19 protein-coding genes are annotated in these 21,505 nt (G+C 72.9%); 11 read left to right on the top strand and 8 right to left on the bottom strand.

Features of this window, described 5'->3' with window-relative positions:
- Positions 1–20: 20 nt before the first annotated feature.
- The gene (locus tag ACWDD9_RS32840; RefSeq protein WP_449813608.1) at positions 21–1,496 is read right to left on the bottom strand and encodes an aminotransferase-like domain-containing protein; all 1,476 of its coding nucleotides are present in this window, start codon (positions 1,494–1,496) and stop codon (positions 21–23) included.
- A 145-nt stretch (positions 1,497–1,641) separates the two neighbouring features.
- Here ACWDD9_RS32840 and ACWDD9_RS32835 point away from each other — a divergent pair, with 145 nt between their 5' ends.
- The 3 genes from ACWDD9_RS32835 to ACWDD9_RS32825 all read left to right on the top strand — a co-directional run bounded on the left by ACWDD9_RS32835 (position 1,642) and on the right by ACWDD9_RS32825 (position 4,855).
- On the top strand, positions 1,642–2,877 hold the full coding sequence (locus ACWDD9_RS32835; RefSeq protein WP_388045182.1) for a Tm-1-like ATP-binding domain-containing protein: 1,236 nt from the start codon (positions 1,642–1,644) through the stop codon (positions 2,875–2,877).
- 80 nt (positions 2,878–2,957) lie between these two features.
- A complete protein-coding gene (locus ACWDD9_RS32830; RefSeq protein ID WP_449813607.1) occupies positions 2,958–3,782 on the top strand; it encodes a phosphoenolpyruvate hydrolase family protein in 825 nt (274 codons plus the stop codon).
- Between the two features lie 239 nt (positions 3,783–4,021).
- Positions 4,022–4,855 (top strand): phosphotransferase, encoded by an 834-nt coding sequence (locus ACWDD9_RS32825; RefSeq protein WP_449813606.1) that lies wholly within the window; start codon positions 4,022–4,024, stop codon positions 4,853–4,855.
- Positions 4,856–5,088: 233 nt separating this feature from the next.
- Here the strand turns inward: ACWDD9_RS32825 and ACWDD9_RS32820 are convergent, their stop codons facing one another.
- Both ACWDD9_RS32820 and ACWDD9_RS32815 read right to left on the bottom strand, forming a co-directional pair.
- Positions 5,089–6,279 (bottom strand): methyltransferase domain-containing protein, encoded by a 1,191-nt coding sequence (locus tag ACWDD9_RS32820; RefSeq protein WP_449813605.1) that lies wholly within the window; start codon positions 6,277–6,279, stop codon positions 5,089–5,091.
- Entirely contained in the window at positions 6,276–6,446 is a 171-nt protein-coding gene (locus ACWDD9_RS32815; RefSeq protein ID WP_375874852.1) for a hypothetical protein, read from the bottom strand. The genes ACWDD9_RS32820 and ACWDD9_RS32815 overlap by 4 nt, the downstream gene beginning before the upstream one ends.
- Positions 6,447–6,756: 310 nt before the next feature.
- On the opposite strand from ACWDD9_RS32815, the gene ACWDD9_RS32810 reads away from it, so the two are divergent.
- Genes ACWDD9_RS32810 through ACWDD9_RS32795 form a run of 4 tightly spaced genes read left to right on the top strand, consistent with a single transcriptional unit; the run spans position 6,757 to position 8,803 of the window.
- The gene (locus tag ACWDD9_RS32810; protein ID WP_449813604.1) at positions 6,757–6,912 is read left to right on the top strand and encodes a hypothetical protein; all 156 of its coding nucleotides are present in this window, start codon (positions 6,757–6,759) and stop codon (positions 6,910–6,912) included.
- A gap of 11 nt (positions 6,913–6,923) precedes the next feature.
- On the top strand, positions 6,924–7,604 hold the full coding sequence (locus ACWDD9_RS32805; RefSeq protein WP_449813603.1) for a helix-turn-helix domain-containing protein: 681 nt from the start codon (positions 6,924–6,926) through the stop codon (positions 7,602–7,604).
- A 14-nt stretch (positions 7,605–7,618) separates the two neighbouring features.
- Complete coding sequence (cyaB, locus tag ACWDD9_RS32800; protein ID WP_449813602.1) at positions 7,619–8,188, top strand: class IV adenylate cyclase; 570 nt, start codon at positions 7,619–7,621, stop codon at positions 8,186–8,188.
- A 33-nt stretch (positions 8,189–8,221) separates the two neighbouring features.
- Positions 8,222–8,803 (top strand): HD domain-containing protein, encoded by a 582-nt coding sequence (locus ACWDD9_RS32795; protein WP_449813601.1) that lies wholly within the window; start codon positions 8,222–8,224, stop codon positions 8,801–8,803.
- Between the two features lie 73 nt (positions 8,804–8,876).
- Here the strand turns inward: ACWDD9_RS32795 and ACWDD9_RS32790 are convergent, their stop codons facing one another.
- The 4 genes from ACWDD9_RS32790 to ACWDD9_RS32775 all read right to left on the bottom strand — a co-directional run bounded on the left by ACWDD9_RS32790 (position 8,877) and on the right by ACWDD9_RS32775 (position 15,279).
- On the bottom strand, positions 8,877–9,959 hold the full coding sequence (locus ACWDD9_RS32790; protein WP_449813600.1) for a hypothetical protein: 1,083 nt from the start codon (positions 9,957–9,959) through the stop codon (positions 8,877–8,879).
- Positions 9,960–10,195: 236 nt separating this feature from the next.
- On the bottom strand, positions 10,196–11,182 hold the full coding sequence (gene meaB / locus ACWDD9_RS32785) for a methylmalonyl Co-A mutase-associated GTPase MeaB (protein WP_049649993.1): 987 nt from the start codon (positions 11,180–11,182) through the stop codon (positions 10,196–10,198).
- A 12-nt stretch (positions 11,183–11,194) separates the two neighbouring features.
- Positions 11,195–13,414 (bottom strand): methylmalonyl-CoA mutase, encoded by a 2,220-nt coding sequence (scpA, locus tag ACWDD9_RS32780; protein ID WP_449813599.1) that lies wholly within the window; start codon positions 13,412–13,414, stop codon positions 11,195–11,197.
- Positions 13,411–15,279, bottom strand: coding sequence for a methylmalonyl-CoA mutase family protein (locus ACWDD9_RS32775; protein WP_449813598.1), 1,869 nt, complete (start codon positions 15,277–15,279; stop codon positions 13,411–13,413). Before ACWDD9_RS32775 ends, scpA begins: the two co-directional genes overlap by 4 nt.
- A 562-nt stretch (positions 15,280–15,841) precedes the next feature.
- On the opposite strand from ACWDD9_RS32775, the gene ACWDD9_RS32770 reads away from it, so the two are divergent.
- On the top strand, positions 15,842–16,927 hold the full coding sequence (locus ACWDD9_RS32770) for a C40 family peptidase (RefSeq protein WP_074002559.1): 1,086 nt from the start codon (positions 15,842–15,844) through the stop codon (positions 16,925–16,927).
- Between the two features lie 108 nt (positions 16,928–17,035).
- Here ACWDD9_RS32770 and ACWDD9_RS32765 read toward each other — a convergent pair whose 3' ends face one another.
- Positions 17,036–17,551 (bottom strand): MarR family winged helix-turn-helix transcriptional regulator, encoded by a 516-nt coding sequence (locus ACWDD9_RS32765; protein WP_380739659.1) that lies wholly within the window; start codon positions 17,549–17,551, stop codon positions 17,036–17,038.
- Positions 17,552–17,606: 55 nt separating this feature from the next.
- On the opposite strand from ACWDD9_RS32765, the gene ACWDD9_RS32760 reads away from it, so the two are divergent.
- The 3 genes from ACWDD9_RS32760 to ACWDD9_RS32750 all read left to right on the top strand — a co-directional run bounded on the left by ACWDD9_RS32760 (position 17,607) and on the right by ACWDD9_RS32750 (position 21,341).
- Positions 17,607–18,683 carry an ABC transporter substrate-binding protein gene (locus ACWDD9_RS32760; RefSeq protein WP_449813597.1) on the top strand — a complete coding sequence of 359 codons (1,077 nt, stop codon included), beginning with the start codon at positions 17,607–17,609 and terminating at the stop codon, positions 18,681–18,683.
- Between the two features lie 127 nt (positions 18,684–18,810).
- Positions 18,811–20,325, top strand: a complete 1,515-nt coding sequence (locus ACWDD9_RS32755; RefSeq protein WP_449813596.1) for an APC family permease — start codon at positions 18,811–18,813, stop codon at positions 20,323–20,325.
- A complete protein-coding gene (locus ACWDD9_RS32750; RefSeq protein ID WP_049649998.1) occupies positions 20,322–21,341 on the top strand; it encodes an acetamidase/formamidase family protein in 1,020 nt (339 codons plus the stop codon). Before ACWDD9_RS32755 ends, ACWDD9_RS32750 begins: the two co-directional genes overlap by 4 nt.
- Positions 21,342–21,505 lie beyond the last annotated feature (164 nt).

The following is a 21,505-nucleotide window of genomic DNA, read 5'->3' as shown; positions in this document are numbered from 1 at the left end:
GGTTCGGCGGGTACGGCGGCTCAGCGGACCGGGCCGGCGCGGTCGGCGCTGTGCAGGAGGACGGGCAGGGCGGCGGCCAACCGGTCGTACTGGTCGAGCGGGTCGAGCGGGTCGTGCCGGGCGGCGAACGGCAGCCGCAGGCGGCTGCGGAAGCCGTCGACGGCGGAGAAGGCGGGCCCGGGCACCACCAGGACCCCGGCCCGGCGAGCCAGTTGGGCGGTGGCCTCGGCGTCGGTGCCGGGGAGCTCGACCCACAGCGCGGAGCCGCCGGCCGGCCGCTCCCAACGCCAGTGCGGCGCCTGCGCGGTGAGCAGCCGCTCGGCCGCGGCGAGGCGCTCGCGCAGCTGCGCGCGGCGCCGGGCCCGCGCCTCCGGCAGCCCCTGGAGCAGCCGCACCGCGAGCAGCTGCTCCACCACCGGGCAGGAGAGGTCGACGGACTTGCGGAGCTCGGCCAGGCGGTGGATGACCGGGCGGGAGGCGCGGATCCAGCCCAGCCGCAGGCCGCCCCAGTAGAGCTTGGAGAGGGTGCCGATGGTCGCGGTCGTACCGTCCGGCAGTTGTGCGGCGAGCGGGGGCGGCGCGCCGTCCTCGGACAGGGACAGCTCCGCGTACGCGTTGTCCTCGACGGTGTACAGGCCGCGCTCGGCCAGGACGGCGGCCCAGGCCCGTCGGGTCGGCCCGCTCATGGCGCGCCCGGTCGGGTTGTGCACGGCCGGCTGGAGGTACACCAGGCGCGGGCGGATCCGGCCGGTCAGCCGGGCCAGGGCGGCGGGCCCGTCGTCGTGCACGTCGGTGGCGCGGGCCGCGCCGGAGCGGGAGCCGTACGCGGGCAGCGGTACCAGGCGTGCGCCCCGGGCGCGCAGCGCCTCCAGGGCGCCCCGGTAGGTCGGGTCCTCGACGACCACGGTGTCGCCCGGCTCGACCAGTCCCTGGGTGATCAGCCAGAGCGCCTGCTGGGACCCGGCCGTGACCAGGATCTGGTCCGGCGAGGTCGGCAGGCCGGCCGCGCGGTACTGCTCGGCCAGCAGCTCGCGCAGCCGCGGCAGCCCGTACGGGAGGTAGCCGTCACCGGCGAGTGCGGCGGCGAGGTCCCGGCCGGACAGCGAGTCGAGGGCGTCCGCCACGGCGGGCAGGCCCTCCAGCGCCCCGCTGGAGAGGTCGACGACGCCGTCCCGGGTGCCGAAACTGGCGAGCCGCCCCTCGCCGACGGGCTCGCCGACCGCCCCCGAGGCGCGCAGCCGCGAGCCGCTGCCGTGCCGGCTCTCCAACCGCCCCTCCGCCTCCAGCAGCCCGTACGCGGAGGTGACGGTGGAGCGGCTGACCCCGAGGGCCGAGGCCAGCGCCCGCTGCGAGGGCAGCGCGGTGCCGGGGGCCACGTCGCCGCGCTCGGCCAGTTCGCGCAGCGCGTCCGCGAGCAGCCGCGGCAGGGCCCCCGGGCCGTCGGCGGCCCAGCCGGTGAGCAGGCGCGACAGGCGGGTGGCGGGGATCCGGTCCATGCCGTCCATGATGCCCCGGTGGCCCCGGCCGCCATCCGGCCCGGTGACCGGCGCCGATGGCAGGCCACTTGCCCGCAAGTGGTCTTGGCCGCCGTCCCGGCCCCGCCGGATGATCGGGGAACCGTCCGTTCAAAGGAGCAGGGACATGGCGACCGTCGTACTGGTCGGGACACTGGACACCAAGGGCGCGGAGTACGCGTGGCTCGCCGAGCGGCTGCGGGAGGACGGCTGCGAGGTGGTCATGGTCGACGCCGGCGTGCTGCCGCCGCCCCCCGGCACGCCCGCCGCCGACCTCGGCCCGGAGGAGGTCGCCCGGGCCGCCGGGCACGACCTGGCGGCGCTGCGCTCCGCGGGCGACCGCGGGGCGGCCGTGACGGCGATGGCTCAGGGCGCCGAGCGGCTGGTCGGCGAGCTGTACCGGTCGGGCCGGCTGCACGCCGTCCTGGCGGTGGCGGGCAGCGGCGGGTCGTCCATCGCGGCCCGCGCGATGCAGGCGCTGCCGGTCGGCGTGCCCAAGCTGCTGGTGTCCACCATGGCGGGCGGGGACGTGGCACCGTACGTGGGCAGCAGCGACGTCACCCTGATGTACAGCGTGGTGGACGTCGCGGGCATCAACTCGGTGTCCTCGCTGATCCTCGGGAACGCGGCGGCGGCCGCCGCGGGCATGGCCGTCCGGCACGAGCGGGTGCTGGCCGCCCCGCGTCCGCACGGCCGCCCGCTGGTCGGCGCCAGCATGTTCGGCGTGACCACGCCCGCGGTCGACGCCGCCCGCGAGCGCCTGGACGAACTCGGCTACGAGGTCCTGGTGTTCCACGCCACCGGGGCCGGCGGCCGGGCGCTGGAGAAGCTGGCCGCGGGCGGCTTCCTGGCCGGCGTCCTGGACCTGACCACCACCGAACTCGCGGACGAACTGGTCGGCGGCGTGCTCAGCGCCGGGCCCGACCGGCTGACCGCGGCCGGACGGGCCGGCATCCCCCAGGTGGTCGCGCCGGGCGCGCTGGACATGGTCAACTTCGGCCCCCGGGAGACCGTTCCGGAGCGCTTCGCCGAACGTCGGCTGCTGGTCCACAACCCCACCGTGACCCTGATGCGCACCACCGCCGAGGAGATGTCCGCCGTCGGCGCCGACCTCGGGCACAAGCTCAACGCGGCGCGCGGCCCGGTGACGGTGCTCTGGCCGCTCGGCGGGGTGTCCGCCGTGGACGCGCCGGGCGGGCCGTTCCACGACCCGGCCGCCGACCGGGCCGGCCTGGCGGCGCTGCGCTCGGCGCTGGCCGACGGCCCGGTCGAACTGCGCGAGCTGGACGCCCACCTGAACGACCCGGCCTTCGCCGTCGCGGCCGCCGACCGGTTGCACCAGCTGATCACCGCGCACGCCTGACCGTTGCCGTTACCCCCCACCGAACGACACCCACCGAACGACACCCACCGAACGGCACCCACCGAACGAGGAGCCCACCCGTGAACCGCACCGAAGCCCTGGCCCGCCTGACCGCGCAGATCACCGCCGGGAAGCCGGTCATCGGAGCCGGCGCCGGCACCGGCCTGTCCGCCAAGTGCGCGGAGGCCGGCGGCGTCGACCTGCTGATCATCTACAACTCGGGCCGCTACCGGATGGCCGGCCGCGGCTCGCTGGCGGGCCTGATGCCGTACGGCGACGCCAACGCCATCGTGCTGGAGATGGCGGGGGAGGTGCTCCCGGTGGTCCGCGAGGTGCCGGTGCTCGCCGGGGTGTGCGGCACCGACCCGTTCCGGATCATGGGCAACTTCCTGGACCAGCTGAAGGCCGTCGGCTTCACCGGGGTGCAGAACTTCCCCACGGTCGGACTGATCGACGGCACGTTCCGGGCGAACCTGGAGGAGACCGGGATGGGCTTCGGCCTGGAGGTCGACATGATCCGCCAGGCCCACGAACGCGAACTGCTCACCGCCCCCTACGTGTTCGACCCGGAGCAGGCCGCCGACATGGCCCGGGCCGGCGCGGACGTGCTCGTCCCGCACGTCGGGCTCACCACCAAGGGCTCCATCGGCGCGGCCACCGCGCTCACCCTCGACCAGGCGGCGGCCGCCGTACAGGAGATGCACGACGCCGCGAAGCGGGTCAACCCGGAGATCATCGTGCTCTGCCACGGCGGCCCGATCGCCGAACCCGAGGACGCCCGCTACGTGCTGGAGCACACCACCGGGATCGCCGGGTTCTTCGGCGCCTCCTCGATGGAGCGGCTGCCCACCGAACGTGCCATCACGGAGCAGGCCCGCGCGTTCAAGTCCCTGCCGCTCGACTGAGCGCGGCGGGCGGTGGTCGGACGGCGGCGTACCCGGGAACGGGAGCGCCGCCGCCCCGCACCCCCGGCGGCGGGAGATCCCGGCGACAGGAAGTCCCGGTGCCGGCGCGGTCCGCGTCCCGACCGACGACCGGTCGGTCGAGGACCTCGCCCAGGACGTCCTCCGGGCCGCCGCCTGGTAGCGGCGGGACCCCGCAAAACGGTTGGCAGGCTGCCGCCCGCCCCGGTGAGAATGGGCGGATGATCGCCGCCGCGCCCCAGGGCCCCGTCCAGCCGCCACCCGTCGTCACCGAGCTCGCGGCCGGACGGCCGGTCCGGGCCGTCTGGGAGAACGAACTCGGCGGACTGACCTTCCAGCTCGGCCACGGCGACACCCGGCAGTTCGTGAAGTGGACGCCGGCCGGCAGCGGCAGCGGCAGCGGCAGCGACACCGGCACCGGCATCGACCTCGCGGCGGAGGCGGTCCGCCTGCGTTGGGCCGCGAGGTTCGCCGTGGTGCCACCGGTCATCGGCGAGGGCGCCGACGAAACCGGATCCTGGCTCGTCACCCAGGGCCTGCCCGGCCGGTCGGCCGTGGACGACCACTGGAAGCGCGACCCCGCCACCGCCGTCCGCGCCATCGGCGCCGGCCTGCGGGCCCTCCACGACGCACTGCCCGTCGCGGACTGCCCCTTCGACTGGTCCGCCGAAACGCGCCTGACGAACGCCCGGGCCAAGGCGGAAGCAGGCCGCACCCACCCGGCCGACTGGCCGGAGGAACTGCGCCACCACGGCACCGTCGAACGCGCCCTGGCCACCCTCGCCGACATCCCCCCGATCGACCACCTCGTCGTCTGCCACGGCGACGCCTGCGCCCCCAACACCCTGATCGGCGACGACGGCACCCACACCGGCCACGTCGACCTCGGCACCCTCGGCCTCGCCGACCGCTGGGCCGACCTCGCCATCGCCACCTGGAGCACCCAGTGGAACTACGGCCCGGGCTGGGAGCAGCCGCTGCTCGACGCCTACGGCATCGCCCCGGACCCGGAGCGGACCGCCTACTACCGGCTGCTCTGGGAACTGACGGACTGAGCCCCGCATCGGCCAGGAGGTAGCCGCTGCGATTCTCGAACAACCGGGGCCTGGCGAGATCCCGTACCGCATCCGCGCATGAGCGATAGGTGGTGGCCGTCCTCTCGGAGTGGCCGGACATGGTCGAGTTCCGGCTCACTGCCGTCCAGGCGGACGCGCTCAAGGGGCACCAGCTGCTCCGGAACCCAGAGCCGAGGGGGCGCGCAGGGGTGTGCCCGGGAGCGGGTGCGGTCCTACCGGAAGGGCCACCCGTTCGCCGGGTCGTCGAGCCAGGCGGTGTGCCCCTCGGGCGTGACGGTCAAGCCGAACCGGTCCGGCCCCGGGCGGTCGTTGTCGAGCCACCAGCGGTGAGCGGCCTCGACCTCCTCCCAGAGCCGGCGCCGGCCGTGCTGCCACACCGTGTAGCGCTCGGTGTTCTCGCGGCCGTCCCAGTCGACGGCCGCCCAGGAGCCGCCGTCGGTCGTTGCCACCCAGAGGCGGGTCACCACGCCTTCGACCTCGGGGCCGTGGTGCCAGGCGTACCAGAGGTCGCCGAGGCGGTGGCCGAGGGCGAACTGGGTCTCGAAGGCGGAATCCGCGACGGCCCACGGGTCGAGGGCGGTCGTGGACTCGGTGGGCACGTGCTCGTCCAGGGCGACGTCCCGGAAGAGCCGGAGGTCGAGGCGCTGGGTACGCATCAGCATGAAGGCGCTGTCAGGGGTGTAACGGCCGCTGGCGGTCCCGTCGTCGCCGACGGTGAGGCGGAGCAGTCCGCCGTGACTCCAGTCGTTGCACCACGGGGTGAGGATGACTCCGCCAGGCTGACTCTGGCGGATCCAAGCGTACGGAACCCGCCGTACCGAGCACGTGGCCACCACACGGTCGTATGGCGCTTGGACGCCCCATCCGAGACCTCCGTCACCCCGGACCACGGTGGGGGCGTAGCCGGTGGCCTTGAGGTTGGAACGAGCGAGTTCGGCGAGGACGGGATCGATCTCGATCGTGGTCACGTTGGCGTCACCCAGCCGGTGGGACAGGAGAGCTGCGTTGAACCCGGTGCCCGTGCCGATTTCGAGGATTCTCATCCCCGGTTCGACGTCCAGGAGTTCGAGCATCCGGAAGACGATCGACGGGGCGGAAGCCGAGGAGGACGGAAGGGCGTCGGACAGGTCCTTCACCTCCTGCCCGTCGTTGATCTGCGTCACGACCGGCTCGTCCGCGTAGGCGGCGGCCAACCACCGGTCGGGCTCGCGTCCACGGTCGCACGGTGTGAGGGAGCCGCCGTCGGGCCCCAGCCAAATGTGGTCAGGGAGGAAACGGTGGCGCGGGGCCGCTTCGGCCGCCTTGCGCCACTCCGGGGCCACGTCGTGGCCGAGCTGGCGGGAAACGGCCTGCAGCAGGCCGGTCGTTCCGGCCTGCCGCAGACTCTTCTGGCTGGTGGTCACTTCTTGTCGTTGTCCTTGCCGTGCTTGCTGGTGGACTTTCCCGACTGGTGATCCTGGTTCTGCGGCGTCGTGTTGAAGTCCTTCTTGCCGGCGTGCTTGCCCTGACCGCCGTCGTTGGCGCCGCTGCCGCCGCCGGAGCTTCCGCCCTTGCCGAGGCCCCATCCCATGGGAGTCTCCTACCTGGTCGTGGTGGTCGTCGTGGAGTTGCGGCCGGTCGGCCCGCTCACCGGCATGTCCGGCCCGGGGCCGGGAGGCGCCGGCGGCCTCGGGGGTTTGGGCTGCGGGGTGGTCATGTGTCCGCTCCTGTCGTTCGCCGCGTCCGTGTGTCATGGCCGTTCTGGGACTGCCGAGTTCGATCCGGTGCGCCCTCGTCCGCACTGTCGGCCGCGCATCCAGAATCGCGTCACCGAACGCAGTCGGCGATATCCAGACGGTAATCTCACGGTGGAATGGATCGATTGACGAGGGGTTCGCCTCATGGGCACTGCGCTCGAACCGATCAGGCTGGCCGACCTCGCCTGGCAGAACGAGCAGGTGCGGTGCGCGCTGCGGGACCGCGATGTCGCCGCGCTGTTCCGCTATGTGCAGCACCACAGCGGCGCGAGTCAGGCCCGGCGGTTCAGGTGGGTATGACGCAAGGCCGGGTGAACGAGATCCTCAACGGCCGTCGGCTGGTGACGAAGCTGAACGTCTTCGAGCGGATCGCCGACGGGCTCAACCTTCCCGACGATGCGCGGCGGCTACTCGGGCTGGCACCACGGTCGACCTGCCGACGGACGTCCGGATCCGCCTTTGATCTGGCGGCGTTTCCCGAGATCGTCCGTGTGTACGGCGACCAGGAATCGGCCTCCGCCGAGATCCAGTGTGCGGCGGGATCGGCAGCCGAACTGGACGTCCTGGCCGTGCGTGGCCTTGGTCTCCTCGCCCTGCGCGATTCTCTGTTGCGTCAGCACCTGCGCCGCGATGGCGGCCCCGCCCCCCGTCTGCGGGTGTTGCTCCTTGATCCGGAGTCGCCGGCTGCCGAGTTCCGTGCCGCCGAGATCGGAGAATCCACGGCTTCGCTGGCCGGAGGTATCCGACTGGCGGAGGCCCGGCTGCGGGAGCTGTCCGACTACGGACAGGTCGAGGTCTACCGGTACCGCACGATGCCTGTGTGGCGGATCATCCGGCTGGACCGCACCCTGTTCGTCGGAGCCTTCGACGCGGATTGGGAAGGGCACGAGTCGGCAACCTATAAGGTGCTGCCCACTCCGCACGGCCCCTTGTACCGGGGCTGGTGCCGGCAGTTCGATGCCATGGTGGACAGTGCCGAGCGTGTGATCTGAGGGAAGGCAGAGGGATGGCGATCGAAGCGGAGCTCAAGGCGATCGTGCGGGACCCGGAGGGCGTGCTCAAGCAGCTGGAGGAGCGGTACGGTTCCGGCCGGGCCGAGGTCTACCGGGACACGTACTATGACGCGCCGGACGGCAGTCTGATGGGCGCTGACCGGGAGCTGCGGATCCGTACCGTGCACAGCCGGGACGACACGCGCACCGTGCTGACGTACAAGGACGCTCGGGTGGACGAGGCGTCCGGGTCGAAGCCGGAGGCCGAGACCAGGGTCGCGGATGCCGACGCGATGCACGAGATCGTCCGGGGCCTCGGCTTCACCCCGCGAATCGCGTTCGAGAAGCGGTGCCGCAACTACAGCTTCCAGCAGGACGGGTGGCCTGTGCTGGCCACGCTCGTTCGCGTTCCGGAACTGGATGGCGCGACGTTCATCGAGGTGGAGACATCGGTTGCCACGGCGGCCGAGCTCACCCCCGCCCTCTCCCTGGTCCGTGCCGTACTCGGAGAACTCGGCATCGGCGAGGACGACTTGACCACCGAGTTGTACACCGATGCGGTTGCGGCGGCGCGGCCCGCTTGACCTCGGTCGTGGCGTGTGTGAGAGGAGTCGGCAGTGACGGACGATCTGGGCTCGGTGGCGAGGTTCCTGTTCGAAGCCGGGACGCTCAAGCAGACCAAGCGCACGGGCTGGTGGATGGCCGGTGTCCGTGACCCCGAGTCGGTCGCCGAGCACTCCTGGCGGGCCGCGTTGATCGCCTCGGTCATCGCCAGGCTCGAAGGCGCCGATCCGGCGCAGGCCGCGTTCCTGGCGGTCTGGCACGACTCCCAGGAATCGCGCACCGGGGACGTCAACCACCTGGGCAAGAAGTACGCGTCGAGTGCGGATCCGGTGGCGGTGACGGCCGACCAAGTCGGGGGAATGCCGGACGTCCTGGCCTCGACCATTCGGGACCTCGTCGCGGAGTACGAGGCGAAGGAGTCGTTGGAGGCGGTCTGCGCCCGGGACGCGGACAAGCTGGAATGCCTGATCCAGGGCGTCGAGTACAAGGCGCAGGGCTATGCGAACGCCCAGCGGTGGATCGACAACAGCCGCGGCCGGCTCACCACGAAGACCGCGAACGACCTCGCCGATGCCGTCCTGGCGACCGATTCTCTCGACTGGCTGCGGGCCGCTCTCGGCGAGAAGCCGATGTGACGCGGTCAGCGGCGGGCTCCCTCCGGCCAGATCACCCCGACCGGGACGCCTTCATGATGCGGAGGCTCATGGCTCACGCGGCCTTCTGCTGTGCGACCTCGCGGGTGCGCTCCCGGAGGCGGCGTACCGTGCCGTTGGCGGCGTGGGGCGGGAGGGCGGTGTTCAGGGCGCGGAAGTGTTCGTCGCCGCGGACGGAGCTGAGCGTGACATAGTCGTCCAGGAAGGTGTCCCAGGTGGCGCAGGCGGCTTCGACGTGGCCGAGTTCCATCTGCCGCCGGGCGAGCAGGCCGTTGCCGTGCACGCGGCCCTGCTTCTCGTTGGCGGGGCGGGCCCGGTTGGAGAACTGGAGTTCCTTGATCGCCCCGGGGAGGTCGCCGAGTTCGTACAGCACGTGCGAGACGTGGAAGTGGTACGCGCTCTGGTCGTAGCCGCCGATGGAGTCGTTGCGGCCGTCGGCCTGGGCCAGCGCCGTCTCGGTCTCGGCGAGGCGTGCGAAGGCCTGGCGCCGGTCCTTCACCATGGCGGCGCCGTGCGCCTGTTGGCCGGTGAGGAAGGCCCGCAGGCGGGGGCCGGAGGCCGGAGCGGCCTCGGCGGCCGAGTCGGCGAGTTCGAGGGCTTTTGGACCGTAGCCGAGGTTGGACGCCTGGAGTGCCATGCCGCGCAGGGTGCGGCAGTACGTCACGTGGTCCTGGGCCTCCCGCGCGAGCTTGAGGGCCTGGACGTAGTACTTCTGGCCGAGGCCGTGGGCGGTCTCGTACATCGCCATGCAGCCGGTGAGGTAGGTGAGATCGGCGGCTGCCGACAGCAGGTCGGCCTTCACCTGGGTCGTGCCGGACGCCTGGAGCCAGGGCCCGACCGAGTTGACCAGGAACGCCGCAGCCATCGGGCGGGCATGGGCGGCACCGAGCTCGTCGAGGATGCCGGAGATCCGGTCGGTCACCGTCCGTACGGTCTGGACCTCGCCGTTGCCGACACGCACGGTTCGGCCCGCGGCGGCACGGGTGATCCGCTCGGGGCTCTCGTCGAACTCCGGCAGAGTCAGGGTCAGTGAGTAGAGACCGGCGGTCAGTACGCCACGGCGTGAGGGGTCCATGTCGGACCTGCCGATCGACCGGGCGGCGAGCTCGGGGTTGGGTGTGCGCGGTTGAGGGGTCATCGCGGTCCCGTCCTCTGTTCGACCGGTTCAACGGCTGCGTCAGCATCTCCGGTTCTCCACGTCGATGTACCCGTGTTGACTCATTGTCAGCCGTTCGGGCGACGGAAGAGGGCCAGAACGGGCCTGGCATGGCGTGGAGTTGTCGGGCTGCGACCGGATGGGATTCCCAGGAGAACCCGAGAAGTGCCGTGCCCCACGCGGGGGTGGGGCACGGCGCTCGGCCTCAGCAGTGCGGGTCAGGCGAAGAAGGCGTCCAGGATCTGCTGGGCCGCCAGCCCTGCCGGGAGGGTGCCGGCGCGGACCTGGGTTTCCAACTCGGGGGTCAGGCGCCGTACTTCGGGGTTCTCGTGGAGGCGGGCGTAGAGCTGGTCGTGGACCATGGACCAGGTCCACTCGACCTGCTGGTCGCGGCGCTTCGCCGCCAGCGCGCCCGTGGCGTCCAGCACCTTGCGGTGCTGCTGCAGCCGCTCCCACAGGACGTCCAGGCCCGCGCCATCGAGGCCGCTGCAGGTGAGCACCGGCGGCGTCCAGGCGGCGTCCGGAGCCTGCAACAGCCTTAGCGCGCCCGCGAGTTCGCGGGCCGCCGCCTTGGCGTCGCGCTCGTGCGGGCCGTCGGCCTTGTTGACGGCGATGACGTCCGCGAGTTCCAACACACCCTTCTTGATGCCCTGGAGCTGGTCGCCGGTCCGCGCCAGGCTGAGCAGCAGGAAGGTATCGACCATCCCGGCCACCGTCGTCTCCGACTGGCCGACGCCGACCGTTTCGATGAGGACGACGTCGTACCCCGCCGCCTCCATCACCACCATGGACTCACGGGTGGCCTTGGCGACTCCGCCGAGGGTGCCGGATGTGGGGGAGGGTCGGACGAAGGCGGCAGGGTCGACGGCGAGGCGCTCCATCCGGGTCTTGTCGCCCAGGATGGAGCCGCCCGTCCGGCTGGAGGTCGGGTCGACGGCGAGCACCGCGACCCGGTGGCCCTGGCCGGTCAGCATCGTCCCGAAGGCGTCGATGAAGGTCGACTTGCCGACGCCGGGCACGCCCGTGATGCCCACCCGGACCGCGCCACCGGCATGCGGCAGCAGCCGTTGGAGCAGCTGCTGCGCGAGTGCGCGGTGGTCGGGCCGGGAGGACTCGACGAGGGTGACGGCGCGCGCGATCCAGGCGCGCGAGCCGTCGAGTACGCCCGTCACATAGCTGTCGAGGTCGATCGTCCGCGGAGGCATGCGTTCAGGCAATCACAGCTCGTGGCCGAGGTCGGCCGCCAGGGACTTGAGCAGGTCGTACGCCGCGTCCGGGATGACCGTTCCCGGGGGGAAGACCGCCGCGGCGCCGGCCTCGTACAGGGCGTCGAAGTCCTGCGGCGGGATGACTCCGCCGACCACGATGGTGATGTCCTCCCGTCCCGCCGCGGCGAGTTCGGCGCGCAGCGCGGGCACCAGGGTGAGGTGTCCGGCGGCGAGCGAGGACACGCCGACGATGTGCACGTCGGCCTCGACGGCCTGGCGGGCGACCTCGGCCGGGGTCTGGAAGAGCGGGCCGACGTCCACCGTGAAGCCGAGGTCGGCGAAGGCGGTGGCGATCACCTTCTGGCCGCGGTCGTGGCCGTCCTGGCCCATCTTGGCGACCAGGATGCGCGGACGGCGGCCCTCGGCCTGCTCGAACCGCTCGACCAGGTCGCGGGTGCGCTGGAGGGAGGCCGACGGGCCCGCTTCGTCTCGGTACACACCGGAGATGGTACGGATCTGGCCGGAGTGGCGGCCGTAGACCTTCTCCAGGGCGTCGGAGATCTCGCCGACGGTGGCCTTGGCCCGGGCCGCGTTGACGGCCAGGTGCAGCAGGTTGCCGTCCAGTGAGCCGCCGCGCTGCGGGCCGGCCTCGGCGGCGGCCGTCAGCGCGCGCAGCGTGTCCTGGCACGCGGCCTCGTCGCGTTCGGCGCGCAGCCGGCGCAGCTTCTCGACCTGCCGTGCCCGCACCGAGGAGTTGTCGACCTTGAGCACGTCGATCTGCTCGTCGTTCTCCACCCGGTACTTGTTGACGCCGATCACCGGCTGGCGGCCGGAGTCGATCCGCGCCTGGGTGCGGGCGGCGGCCTCCTCGACGCGCAGCTTGGGGATGCCCGCGTCGATGGCCTTGGCCATGCCGCCGGCCGCCTCGACCTCCTGGATGTGCTCCCAGGCCCTCGACGCGAGGTCGTGGGTCAGCTTCTCGACGTACGCGGAGCCGCCCCACGGGTCGATCACCCGGCAGGTGCCCGACTCCTGCTGGAGCAGCAGCTGGGTGTTGCGGGCGATCCGGGCGGAGAAGTCGGTGGGCAGGGCGAGGGCCTCGTCCAGGGCGTTGGTGTGCAGCGACTGGGTGTGGCCCTGGGTCGCGGCCATCGCCTCCACGCAGGTGCGGGTGACGTTGTTGAACACGTCCTGGGCGGTGAGCGACCAGCCCGAGGTCTGCGAATGGGTGCGCAGCGACAGGGACTTGGGGTTCTTGGGGTCGAACTGCTTGACCAGCTTGGCCCACAGCAGCCGGGCCGCGCGCAGCTTGGCGACCTCCATGAAGAAGTTCATGCCGATCGCCCAGAAGAACGACAGCCGCGGCGCGAAGGCGTCCACGTCCAGGCCCACGTCCAGGCCCGCGCGCAGGTACTCCACCCCGTCGGCCAGGGTGTAGGCCAGCTCCAGGTCGGCCGTCGCACCGGCCTCCTGGATGTGGTAGCCGGAGATGGAGATCGAGTTGTACCGGGGCATCTTCTGCGAGGTGTACGCGAAGATGTCCGAGATGATCCGCATCGACGGCTGCGGCGGGTAGATGTAGGTGTTGCGGACCATGAACTCCTTGAGGATGTCGTTCTGGATGGTCCCGGCGAGCTTCTCCGGTGGTACGCCCTGCTCCTCGGCCGCGACGATGTACAGCGCGAGGACGGGCAGCACGGCGCCGTTCATGGTCATCGACACGGACATCTTGTCCAGCGGGATGCCGTCGAAGAGTTGGCGCATGTCGTAGATCGAGTCGATCGCCACGCCCGCCATGCCGACGTCGCCGGTGACCCGCGGGTGGTCGCTGTCGTAGCCGCGGTGGGTCGGCAGGTCGAAGGCGACGGACAGGCCCTTCTGGCCGGCCGCGAGGTTGCGGCGGTAGAAGGCGTTGGACTCCTCGGCGGTGGAGAAGCCCGCGTACTGGCGGACGGTCCAGGGCTGGTTGACGTACATGGTCGGGTACGGCCCGCGCAGGTACGGGGCGATGCCCGGGTAGGTCTCCAGGAAGTCCAGCCCGGTGAGGTCGGCCCCGGTGTACAGCGGCTTGACGCCGATGCCCTCGGGGGTGTCCCAGAGCAGCTCGTCGACGTCCTTGCCGGTGGACTGGCGCCAGGCGGCCCGCCACTGCTCGTCGGTGACGCCAGGGCCGCCCGTGAGGCTGCCGCCGGCGCCGTCCAGCCCGATTCCGGTGAAGTCGGGGATCATCGAGCGGCTCCGATCTGGTCCAGCAGGGAGGTCAGGACGGCGACCGCGTCGCCCCCCGCGAAGATGAACTCGTCCACGCCGTCGGGTACTTCGGCGGGTCGCCCGGCGAGCAGCACCCGTTCGGCGCCGGCCGCCTTCAGGGCGCCGGCGACCGGGGCGGCGTGCTCGGCGTACAGCGCGTCGCTGGAGCAGAGGCAAGCGACGGTCGCGCCGGAGGCCCGGAAGGCCTCGGCGAAGGCCGCCGGGTCGACGGACTCGGCCGAGACCGTCGCGATGCCGCCCGCCTGGAACAGGTTGGCGGCGAAGGTGGTGCGCGCGGTGTGCGCGGAGGCGGTGCCGATCGAGGCGAGGAAGAGGTTCGGGCGGGCGCCGTGCGTGGCGGCGTGGGCGTCCGAGCGGTCCCGCAGGGCCTCGTAGGCCTCGGCGCGGCACACCTGCGGCAGCCCGCCGCCGGGTGCGGCCGGGGCCGGTTCGCGGACCAGCGGCTGCTCGTCCAGGTGCGGGAACTCGCTGACGCCGGTGACGGGTTCGCGCCGCTTGGCGAGCCGTACCGAGCGCTCGGCCCAGGTCGCGGCGATCCGCTCGCCGACGAGACCGGACTCCAGGGCGGCCCGCTGTCCGCCGGCCCGCTCGATCTCCTGGAACCAGGCCCAGGCGGCCCGGGCCAGCTCCTCGCTCAGCTGCTCGACGTACCAGGAGCCGCCGGCCGGGTCGATCACCCGGGCCAGGTGGGACTCCTCCAGCAGGATCGCCTGGGTGTTGCGGGCGATCCGGCGGGCGAAGGCGTCCGGCAGGCCGAGCGCGCTGTCGAAGGGCAGCACGGTGACGGCGTCCGCGCCGCCGACCCCGGCGGCCAGGCAGGCGATCGTGGTGCGCAGCATGTTCACCCACGGGTCGCGGGCGGTCATCATCACCCGGGAGGTGACGGCGTGCTGGCGCTGTGCCGAGGCGGCCGCACCGGCCCCCGAGACCTCGGCGACCCGGGCCCAGAGGCGGCGCGCGGCACGGAACTTGGCGATGGTGAGGAACTGGTCGCCGTCGGCGGCGTAGCGGAACTCCAGCTGGCCGAGCGCGTCGTCGACCGGGAGGCCGGCGGCGGTCAGCGTGCGCAGGTAGGCGACGCCGGTGGCCAGCGAGCAGCCCAGCTCCTGGGCGGGGGAGGCGCCCGCCTCGTGGTACGGCAGGGCGTCCACCGTGAGCGCCCGCAGGCCCGGGTACCCGGCGGCGCAGCGGGCGGCCAGCGCGGTGGCCTCGGCGAGCAGCGCCCCGGTGCGGTCGGTCCGGCCGGTGCGGGCCTGGAGGCCGAGCGGGTCGGCGCCGAGGTTGCCGGCGGCGGCACCGGGGGAGACCTCGCGCTCCTCGTACAGGTTGAACAACTGCTCGGCGGCGTCGGTGAATTCGGCGCCGGCGTCGAGCGCCACGGCGGCCAGGTCCAGGTACACGCCGGTGAGTGCCTCGGGCAGGGCGTCCACCGGGAGGCCCGCGCCGCCCAGCTCCAGCCAGAGCGAGCCCACGCCGTGCTCCAGGTCGGCCAGGACGGCCTCGTTGGCGCGCCGGCGGTCCGGGTCGGCGTGCCGCTGGCGGACGTCCCAGCCGGCCACGGCGGAGCCCTGCGGACGGCCGCCGCGCACGAACGGCGGGAAGCCCGGGTAGCCCGGGTCGGCGTCGGTGTCCTCGGCGGTGTACAGGGGGCGTGCGCTCAGCCCGTCCTGGAGCCGGGTGGTGAGCGCCTGCTCGGCGGCGGGACCGTCCTCGGGCTGGGCACCGGACTTGCGCAGCACGCCCTGGACGAGCTGCTGCCACTGCTCTCGGTGCGCGGCCGGGAACTCGGCAGCGAGGGGGAGCCCTTCGGGCGGGACCTTCATGTGCGCAGGTTAGCGCCCGTGCGCGGGGCTGCAGGAGAGGAATCTCATGTGACCTTTCCCTCGGTTCGGCCGCTCGCGAGCACTCTCCGGGGCGGGGGGTGCCATGGCGTGCGGGGACGGCTGGCACCCGCGGCCGATAGGGGTGTCGGCAGGGGGTCGGAGGTCAGGGGGTCGGAGGCGCCGGGTGGGGTCGTCCGGGGTGTCCGCGGAGGCGGGCGGCGCGGTCATCCGAGCGCGTCGTCCGGGGGGCGTCCGGGCCGCCGTCGGTGGTCCGCCCGGCGGTCGTCGGGTGGTGGGAGGTGTCCGCGGTGTCCGGAGGTGTCCGAGGTCAACGCCGATGGCACGGAACGCGATCGATGTCCTGTCATGCTGTCAAAACGTCATGATCAGGGGGATTGCGGAACCCGGCCCCTCATCTATTAAGTTACTTCGAAGAAGGTGGGCGGGGCAGCACCCCCCCGTTGCTCGTCCTGCCCGCCTTCGTCGTCCCCAGGCACCGGCCGAGCCGTCCCCCCGCTCCGCCCGGACCGTCCCGAGATTCCCCCGAAGGAGAGCGACCGCCATGGGAAAGCGCCGCAAGCCCAGCCCCCCGAGCCGGGCCCGCATGGCGGTCCTCACCACGGCCATGGCGGCCGGCGGCGCGGTCCTCGCCTCCGGTACCGCCCACGCCGAGCCGACCCCGAACCTCGCCACCGTCAAGGAGCAGGTCGACCAGCTCAACGAGGACGCCGAGCAGGCGATCGAGAAGTACAACGGCTTCCAGGCGAAGCAGCAGAAGCTCCAGGGCGAGGCCAACCAGATCCAGGAGAAGGTCGTCCGGGGCCAGGAGGCGATGAACGAGCTGCGGACCCGGCTCGGCGCGGTCGCCGCCGACCAGTACCGCACCAACGGCATCGACCCGTCGGTCCAGCTGATGCTCGACTCCGACCCGGCCGCCTACCTGGAGCGCGCCTCGGTGCAGAACCAGGTCTCCGACTCCCAGGCGAGCCTGCTCAAGCAGGCCCAGGACGAGCAGCGCAAGCTCGACCAGGACCGCGCCGAGGCCACCGCCACCCTGGCCGCGCTCGACTCGGTGGGCACGCAGCTGGCGGAGCAGAAGAAGGACATCCAGACCAAGCTGGCCCAGGCCCAGGGGATGCTGAACAAGCTCAGCGCCGAGGACCGCGCCAAGATCAACGCCCAGCAGAACGCGGAGAAGGCCAAGGCCGAGGCCCAGCAGGCCGCCGCCGCGGCGGCCAAGGACCGCGCCTCCCGCTCCAGCGACCGCCCGGACATGAACGCCCCGGTGCCGTCGGCCAGCGGCCGGGCCGGCGCCATCATCGCGTTCGCCCAGGCCCAGCTCGGCAAGCCCTACGGCTGGGGCAAGACCGGCCCCGCGACCTTCGACTGCTCCGGCCTCACCAGCCAGGCCTACCGCGCGGCGGGCGTCACCATCTCCCGGACGTCCGAGGAGCAGTGGAAGGACGGCCCGCACGTCGACCGTGCCAACCTCCAGCCCGGTGACCTGGTGTTCTTCTACGACGACCTGCACCACGTCGGCCTGTACATCGGCGACGGCAAGATGATCCACGCCCCGTACACGGGCAAGAACATCGAGGTCCTGCCGATCTCCGTGATGCCCTACAAGGGCGCGGTCCGCCCGGCCTGACCGCGTCCGATCGCGTGCCGCGACGGCCCGCTCCCGCTTCGGCGGGGGCGGGCCGTCGTCGTCCGTGGGTGCCGTTGTCGTGTGCCCGGGGCGGCCGGGGCGGGCCGGTCAGAGCGCGGCGAGCCGCCGCAGCACGTGCGCCGGGTCGGTGAGGCCGCAGGCCCGGCGCACGGCGGCGTCGTGGGCGGCGGCGAGGGCGTCCAGCCGGGTCAGCCGGGTGCGGCCCTGGCGGGAGAGGTGGGCGGTGATCCGGCGGCGGTCCTGGTCGTCCTGGCGCCGGTAGACCCAGCCGGAGTCGGCCAGCGAGTCCACCAGCCGGCTCAGGCTCGCCTGCGGGATCAGCAGGGCCTGGGCCAGCTCGCCCATCGCGTGCCCCCGGTCGTCCGCGAGGACGCGCAGCAGCCGCCACTGGTCGACGGTGCAGTCCTCCTCGGCGAGGGCGGCGGCGAGGCCGCCGGAGAGCCTGCGGTGGGCCAGGGTGACCAGCTCGACCAGCAGCGGCTCCGGGGCGGCCGGGGGGCGCGCCGCGGCGCCGACGGTCTGCTCGGCGGCCGGGGCGGCGGTCCGGGCGGCGGGATCGCCGGGACGGCCGTCGACCCCCGGTGCGGCACCAGCTGCGGTCATCGGACCCTCCCGTTCCGGCCTTCCCCGATATCGGCGGTACGACGATACTCGCACCGTGAGCATCGAGGTGAGGGTGATCGATCCGCTCGATGCGCTGCACTCGGCTCGGGACGGGGCGGCGTTCCGGGTGGGCCTCGTCGTGCCGCAGTCCGGCCCGCTCGGGCTCACCGGCCCGTCCGCGCTGGACGGCGCGCTGCTCGCCGCGCACGAGGTCAACGCGGGCGGCGGGGTCCTCGGCCGCCCGCTGGAGCTGGTGCTGGTCGACGGCGGCGGCGCGCCGGGCCCGGTCGCCGGGGAGGTGCGGCGCCTGCTGGACGCCGGGGCGCTGGACGCGCTCGCCGGGTGCCACACCAGCGATGTGCACCGGGCGGTCGAGACCGTTGCCGCGGGCCGTCTCGCGTACGTCTTCACCCCGCCGCACGAGGGCGGCTCCCGGCTGCCCGGCGTGCTCTGCACCGGCATCGACCCGGCCCGCCAATTCGGTCCGGCGATCCAGGAGTTGACGGATCGTCACGGGATCGGCCGGTGGGCGCTGATCGGCAACGACTACATCTGGCCGCGCTCCGTCCACCGGGCTGCCGAGGGGCTCGCGGCGCGGGCCGGCGCCCGGGTGGTGCTGGAGCGGCGGGTCCCCTTCGGGGCGGTCGAGGAGGCGCTCGACCCGCTGCTGGACGCGCTGCGTTCGGCCCGCGCGGACGCCCTGCTGCTCAGTCTGATCGGGCGCGACCTGGTGCAGTTCAACCGGGCGCTGCGGCGCAGCGGGCTGGACCGCGGGCTGGTGCGGCTCTCCGGCTCCCTGGAGGAGAACGGCCTGCTCGCGCTCGGCGGCGACGACACCGGGACGCTGTACGCGGCGATGCCCTCCTTTGCGACGCTGGCCGAGGAGCGCCGGCAGCGCCTCGCCGAGCGGCACCGGGCCCTGTGCGGTCCGTGGGCGCCGGTCCTGGACGCCTACGCGGTGGGCCTGTACGAGGGCCTGCGCCTGCTCGCCGACCTGGCGGCCCGTCGGGCCCTGGCCCCGGACGGCCTGCTGGCGGCCGCGGGCCGGCTGCTGCACGGCGAGGCCGCGGGCCGGGCGCCGATCCACCTGGCCCGGGCCGAGGGCCTCGGCTTCGCCGTCCTGCCCCGGTAGGTCCGGCCGGCTCCCGGGTGCTCCGTTCTCGTCAGGTGGAATGTCGGAACGAAACCCTTCCATCTGGAAATAGTTCCCTCTACAGTCTCCCCACACCCCCTCAGGGTCGTCACGGAGAGAGAGCACCATGGCCGACACACCCGCACCCCAGGGCATCGAGAGCTACGGCTACCAGCAGGAACTGCGCCGTTCGCTCGGCTTCACCGACCTGCTCGTCTACGGGCTGGTGTTCATGGTGCCGATCGCACCGTTCGGCATCTTCGGCGGCGTCTTCCAGGGCTCCGGCGGCATGGTGGCCCTGGCCTACGTCCTCGGCATGGTGGCGATGATGTTCACCGCCCTGTCGTACGCCCAGATGTCCCGGGCCTTCCCGATGGCCGGCTCGGTCTACACCTACGCGGGCCGTGGCATCGCCGCCCCGGTCGGCTTCCTGTCCGGCTGGATGATCCTGCTCGACTACGTGCTGGTGCCCGGGCTGCTGTACCTGATCGCCGGTGTCGCGATGAACTCGCTGGTGCCGTCGATCCCGGTCTGGCTCTGGCTGATCGGCTTCGTGCTGCTCAACACCGTGGTCAACTACCTGGGCATCGAGACCACCAACCGGGTCAACAAGGCGATGCTGATCGGCGAACTCGTCGTGCTGGCCCTGTTCGTGGTGGTCGGCGTGATCGCCCTGGCCAACGGCAAGGGCCGGGGCTTCGACTTCACGCCGCTGTACAACGGGCACACCTTCTCGTGGAGCCTGGCCTTCGGGGCGGTCTCGATCGCGGTGCTCAGCTTCCTGGGCTTCGACGGCATCTCCACCCTCTCGGAGGAGAACCGGGACTCCGCCAAGGCCATCGGCCGGTCCATGGTCGCCGCGCTGCTGCTCGCGGGCACACTGTTCATCGTGCAGACCTGGGTCGCCTCGCTGCTGGTCGCCGACCCCGACGCGCTGATCCGGGACGGCGACCCGAACGGCACCGCCTTCTACGACGCGGCCCGCACCGCCGCCGGCGGCTGGCTCGCCACACTGACCGCCGCCTCCACCGCCGTGGCCTGGGGCTTCGCCAACTCGCTGGTCGCCCAGGCGGCCACCTCCCGGCTGCTGTACGCGATGGCCCGCGACCGCCAGCTGCCCGCCTTCCTGGCCCGCATCCACCCCACCCGCCGGGTGCCGGTCAACGCGACCCTGCTGACCGCCGGGATCTCGCTGGTGCTCGGCCTCTACACGGCCTCGCGCGAGGACGGCATCACCCTGCTGAGCACCCTGGTCAACTTCGGTGCGCTGTCCACCTTCCTGGTCCTGCACGTCGCCGTGGTCGTCCACTACCTGGTCCGCAAGCGCAGCAAGGACTACTGGCGGCACCTGATCGCCCCGGCGCTCGGCTTCGCGATCCTCGCGTACGTGGTGGTCAACGCCAACATCGCCGCCCAGCGGCTCGGGTTCGTCTGGCTGCTCGTCGGCGGGATCGTGCTCGCCGGGCTGGTGGCGACCGGGCGCAGGCCCCGGCTGGCCGTCGCCGAGACCGAGGCCGATGCCGAGGCCGCCGCCACCGATGCCACGGCCGGGAACGCCACCACCACGAACACCACTGCTACGACCACCACTGCCGCGAACAGCACCGCCATGAACAGCACCCCCGCCGAGGAGAAGCAGTGAGCCTGCCCGAGACCGTCCGGCTGTCCCCGACCCCGGAGGACTACGCCTACACCTTCGGCGGCCGCGCCCCGCTGGTCACCGTCCAGCCCGGCACCGTCGTCGAGTTGACCACCGAGGACTGCTTCGGCGGCAAGGTGCGCGGCACCGGGGACCTGCCCAGCCAGGTGTGCGTCTTCCCCTACCTCAACCCGGTCACCGGCCCGATCGCGGTGGCGGGCGCCGAGCCCGGGGACGTCCTCGCGGTGCACTTCGCGGAGATCACCCCGGCCCGGGAGTACGGCGTCTCCAGCACCTTCCCGCACTTCGGCGCGCTGACCGCGACCCACACCACCGCGATGCTGCACGCGCCGCTGGAGGAGCGGGTCTGGGTCTACGAGCTGGACGCCAAGGCGGGCGTCTGCCGGTTCCGGGCCCGCAACAGCGGGTTCACGGTGGACCTGCCGCTCGACCCGATGCACGGCACGGTCGGTGTCGCCCCGGCGGCCGGCGAGGTGCTGGCCTCGATCACCCCGGGCGCGCACGGCGGCAACCTGGACACCCCCGAGATGCGGGCCGGCACCACCGCCTACTTCCGGGTCAACGTCGAGGGCGGCCTGCTCGCCATCGGTGACGGCCACGCCCGCCAGGGCGAGGGCGAGGTGTGCGGCACGGCGGTGGAGGCGGCGATGCGCACCACCGTGATCGTCGACCTGGTCAAGGGCGGGGGACCGGCCTGGCCCCGGCTGGAGAACGACGACTTCCTGATCAGCACCGGCTCCGCCCGTCCGCTGGAGGACGCGTTCCGGATCAGCCAGCACGACCTGGTCGGCTGGACCGGCGAACTGCTCGGCCTGGACCAGCTGGACGCCTACCAGCTGGTCAGCCAGGCCGGCTTGGCCCCGGCGGCGAACGTCTGCGACACCAACTACACGATGGTCGCCAAGCTGCCGAAGACCCTGCTCGGCCGGGCCCGCGCCTACGACGGGCTGCACGACCGGCTGCGCCGGACGGCGGAGGCGTACCTGCGGCACCGCTGACGACGAGGCGCCGCCGGCAACGCGGGCCCGGGCGCGCCGGTTCAGGCGCGCGGGTCAAGGCCACGGCAAATCCCACGAACCCCCACCCCCCACCCCCACCCGGGGCCCGTCGGTACCCCCACGCCGACGGGCCCACGGGGGTGTGTTCGGGGACGGATCCGAGC

The sequence above is a fragment of the Kitasatospora sp. NPDC001119 genome (genome assembly GCF_053598475.1).
Note: the sequence above shows the minus strand (reverse complement) of the source record. Positions and strands in the feature narration are given on the sequence as shown.

Excerpts from the sequence above, each read along its gene's own strand:
- ACWDD9_RS32840 (WP_449813608.1), bottom strand. The coding sequence starts at position 1,496 with ATGGACCGGATCCCCGCCACCCGCCTGTCGCGCCTGCTCACCGGCTGG.
- ACWDD9_RS32835 (WP_388045182.1), top strand. The coding sequence starts at position 1,642 with ATGGCGACCGTCGTACTGGTCGGGACACTGGACACCAAGGGCGCGGAG.
- ACWDD9_RS32825 (WP_449813606.1), top strand. The coding sequence starts at position 4,022 with ATGATCGCCGCCGCGCCCCAGGGCCCCGTCCAGCCGCCACCCGTCGTC.
- ACWDD9_RS32815 (WP_375874852.1), bottom strand. The coding sequence starts at position 6,446 with ATGGGATGGGGCCTCGGCAAGGGCGGAAGCTCCGGCGGCGGCAGCGGC.
- ACWDD9_RS32810 (WP_449813604.1), top strand. The coding sequence starts at position 6,757 with ATGGGCACTGCGCTCGAACCGATCAGGCTGGCCGACCTCGCCTGGCAG.
- cyaB (WP_449813602.1), top strand. The coding sequence starts at position 7,619 with ATGGCGATCGAAGCGGAGCTCAAGGCGATCGTGCGGGACCCGGAGGGC.
- ACWDD9_RS32790 (WP_449813600.1), bottom strand. The coding sequence starts at position 9,959 with ATGACCCCTCAACCGCGCACACCCAACCCCGAGCTCGCCGCCCGGTCG.
- meaB (WP_049649993.1), bottom strand. The coding sequence starts at position 11,182 with ATGCCTCCGCGGACGATCGACCTCGACAGCTATGTGACGGGCGTACTC.
- scpA (WP_449813599.1), bottom strand. The coding sequence starts at position 13,414 with ATGATCCCCGACTTCACCGGAATCGGGCTGGACGGCGCCGGCGGCAGC.
- ACWDD9_RS32775 (WP_449813598.1), bottom strand. The coding sequence starts at position 15,279 with ATGAAGGTCCCGCCCGAAGGGCTCCCCCTCGCTGCCGAGTTCCCGGCC.
- ACWDD9_RS32770 (WP_074002559.1), top strand. The coding sequence starts at position 15,842 with ATGGGAAAGCGCCGCAAGCCCAGCCCCCCGAGCCGGGCCCGCATGGCG.
- ACWDD9_RS32765 (WP_380739659.1), bottom strand. The coding sequence starts at position 17,551 with ATGACCGCAGCTGGTGCCGCACCGGGGGTCGACGGCCGTCCCGGCGAT.
- ACWDD9_RS32755 (WP_449813596.1), top strand. The coding sequence starts at position 18,811 with ATGGCCGACACACCCGCACCCCAGGGCATCGAGAGCTACGGCTACCAG.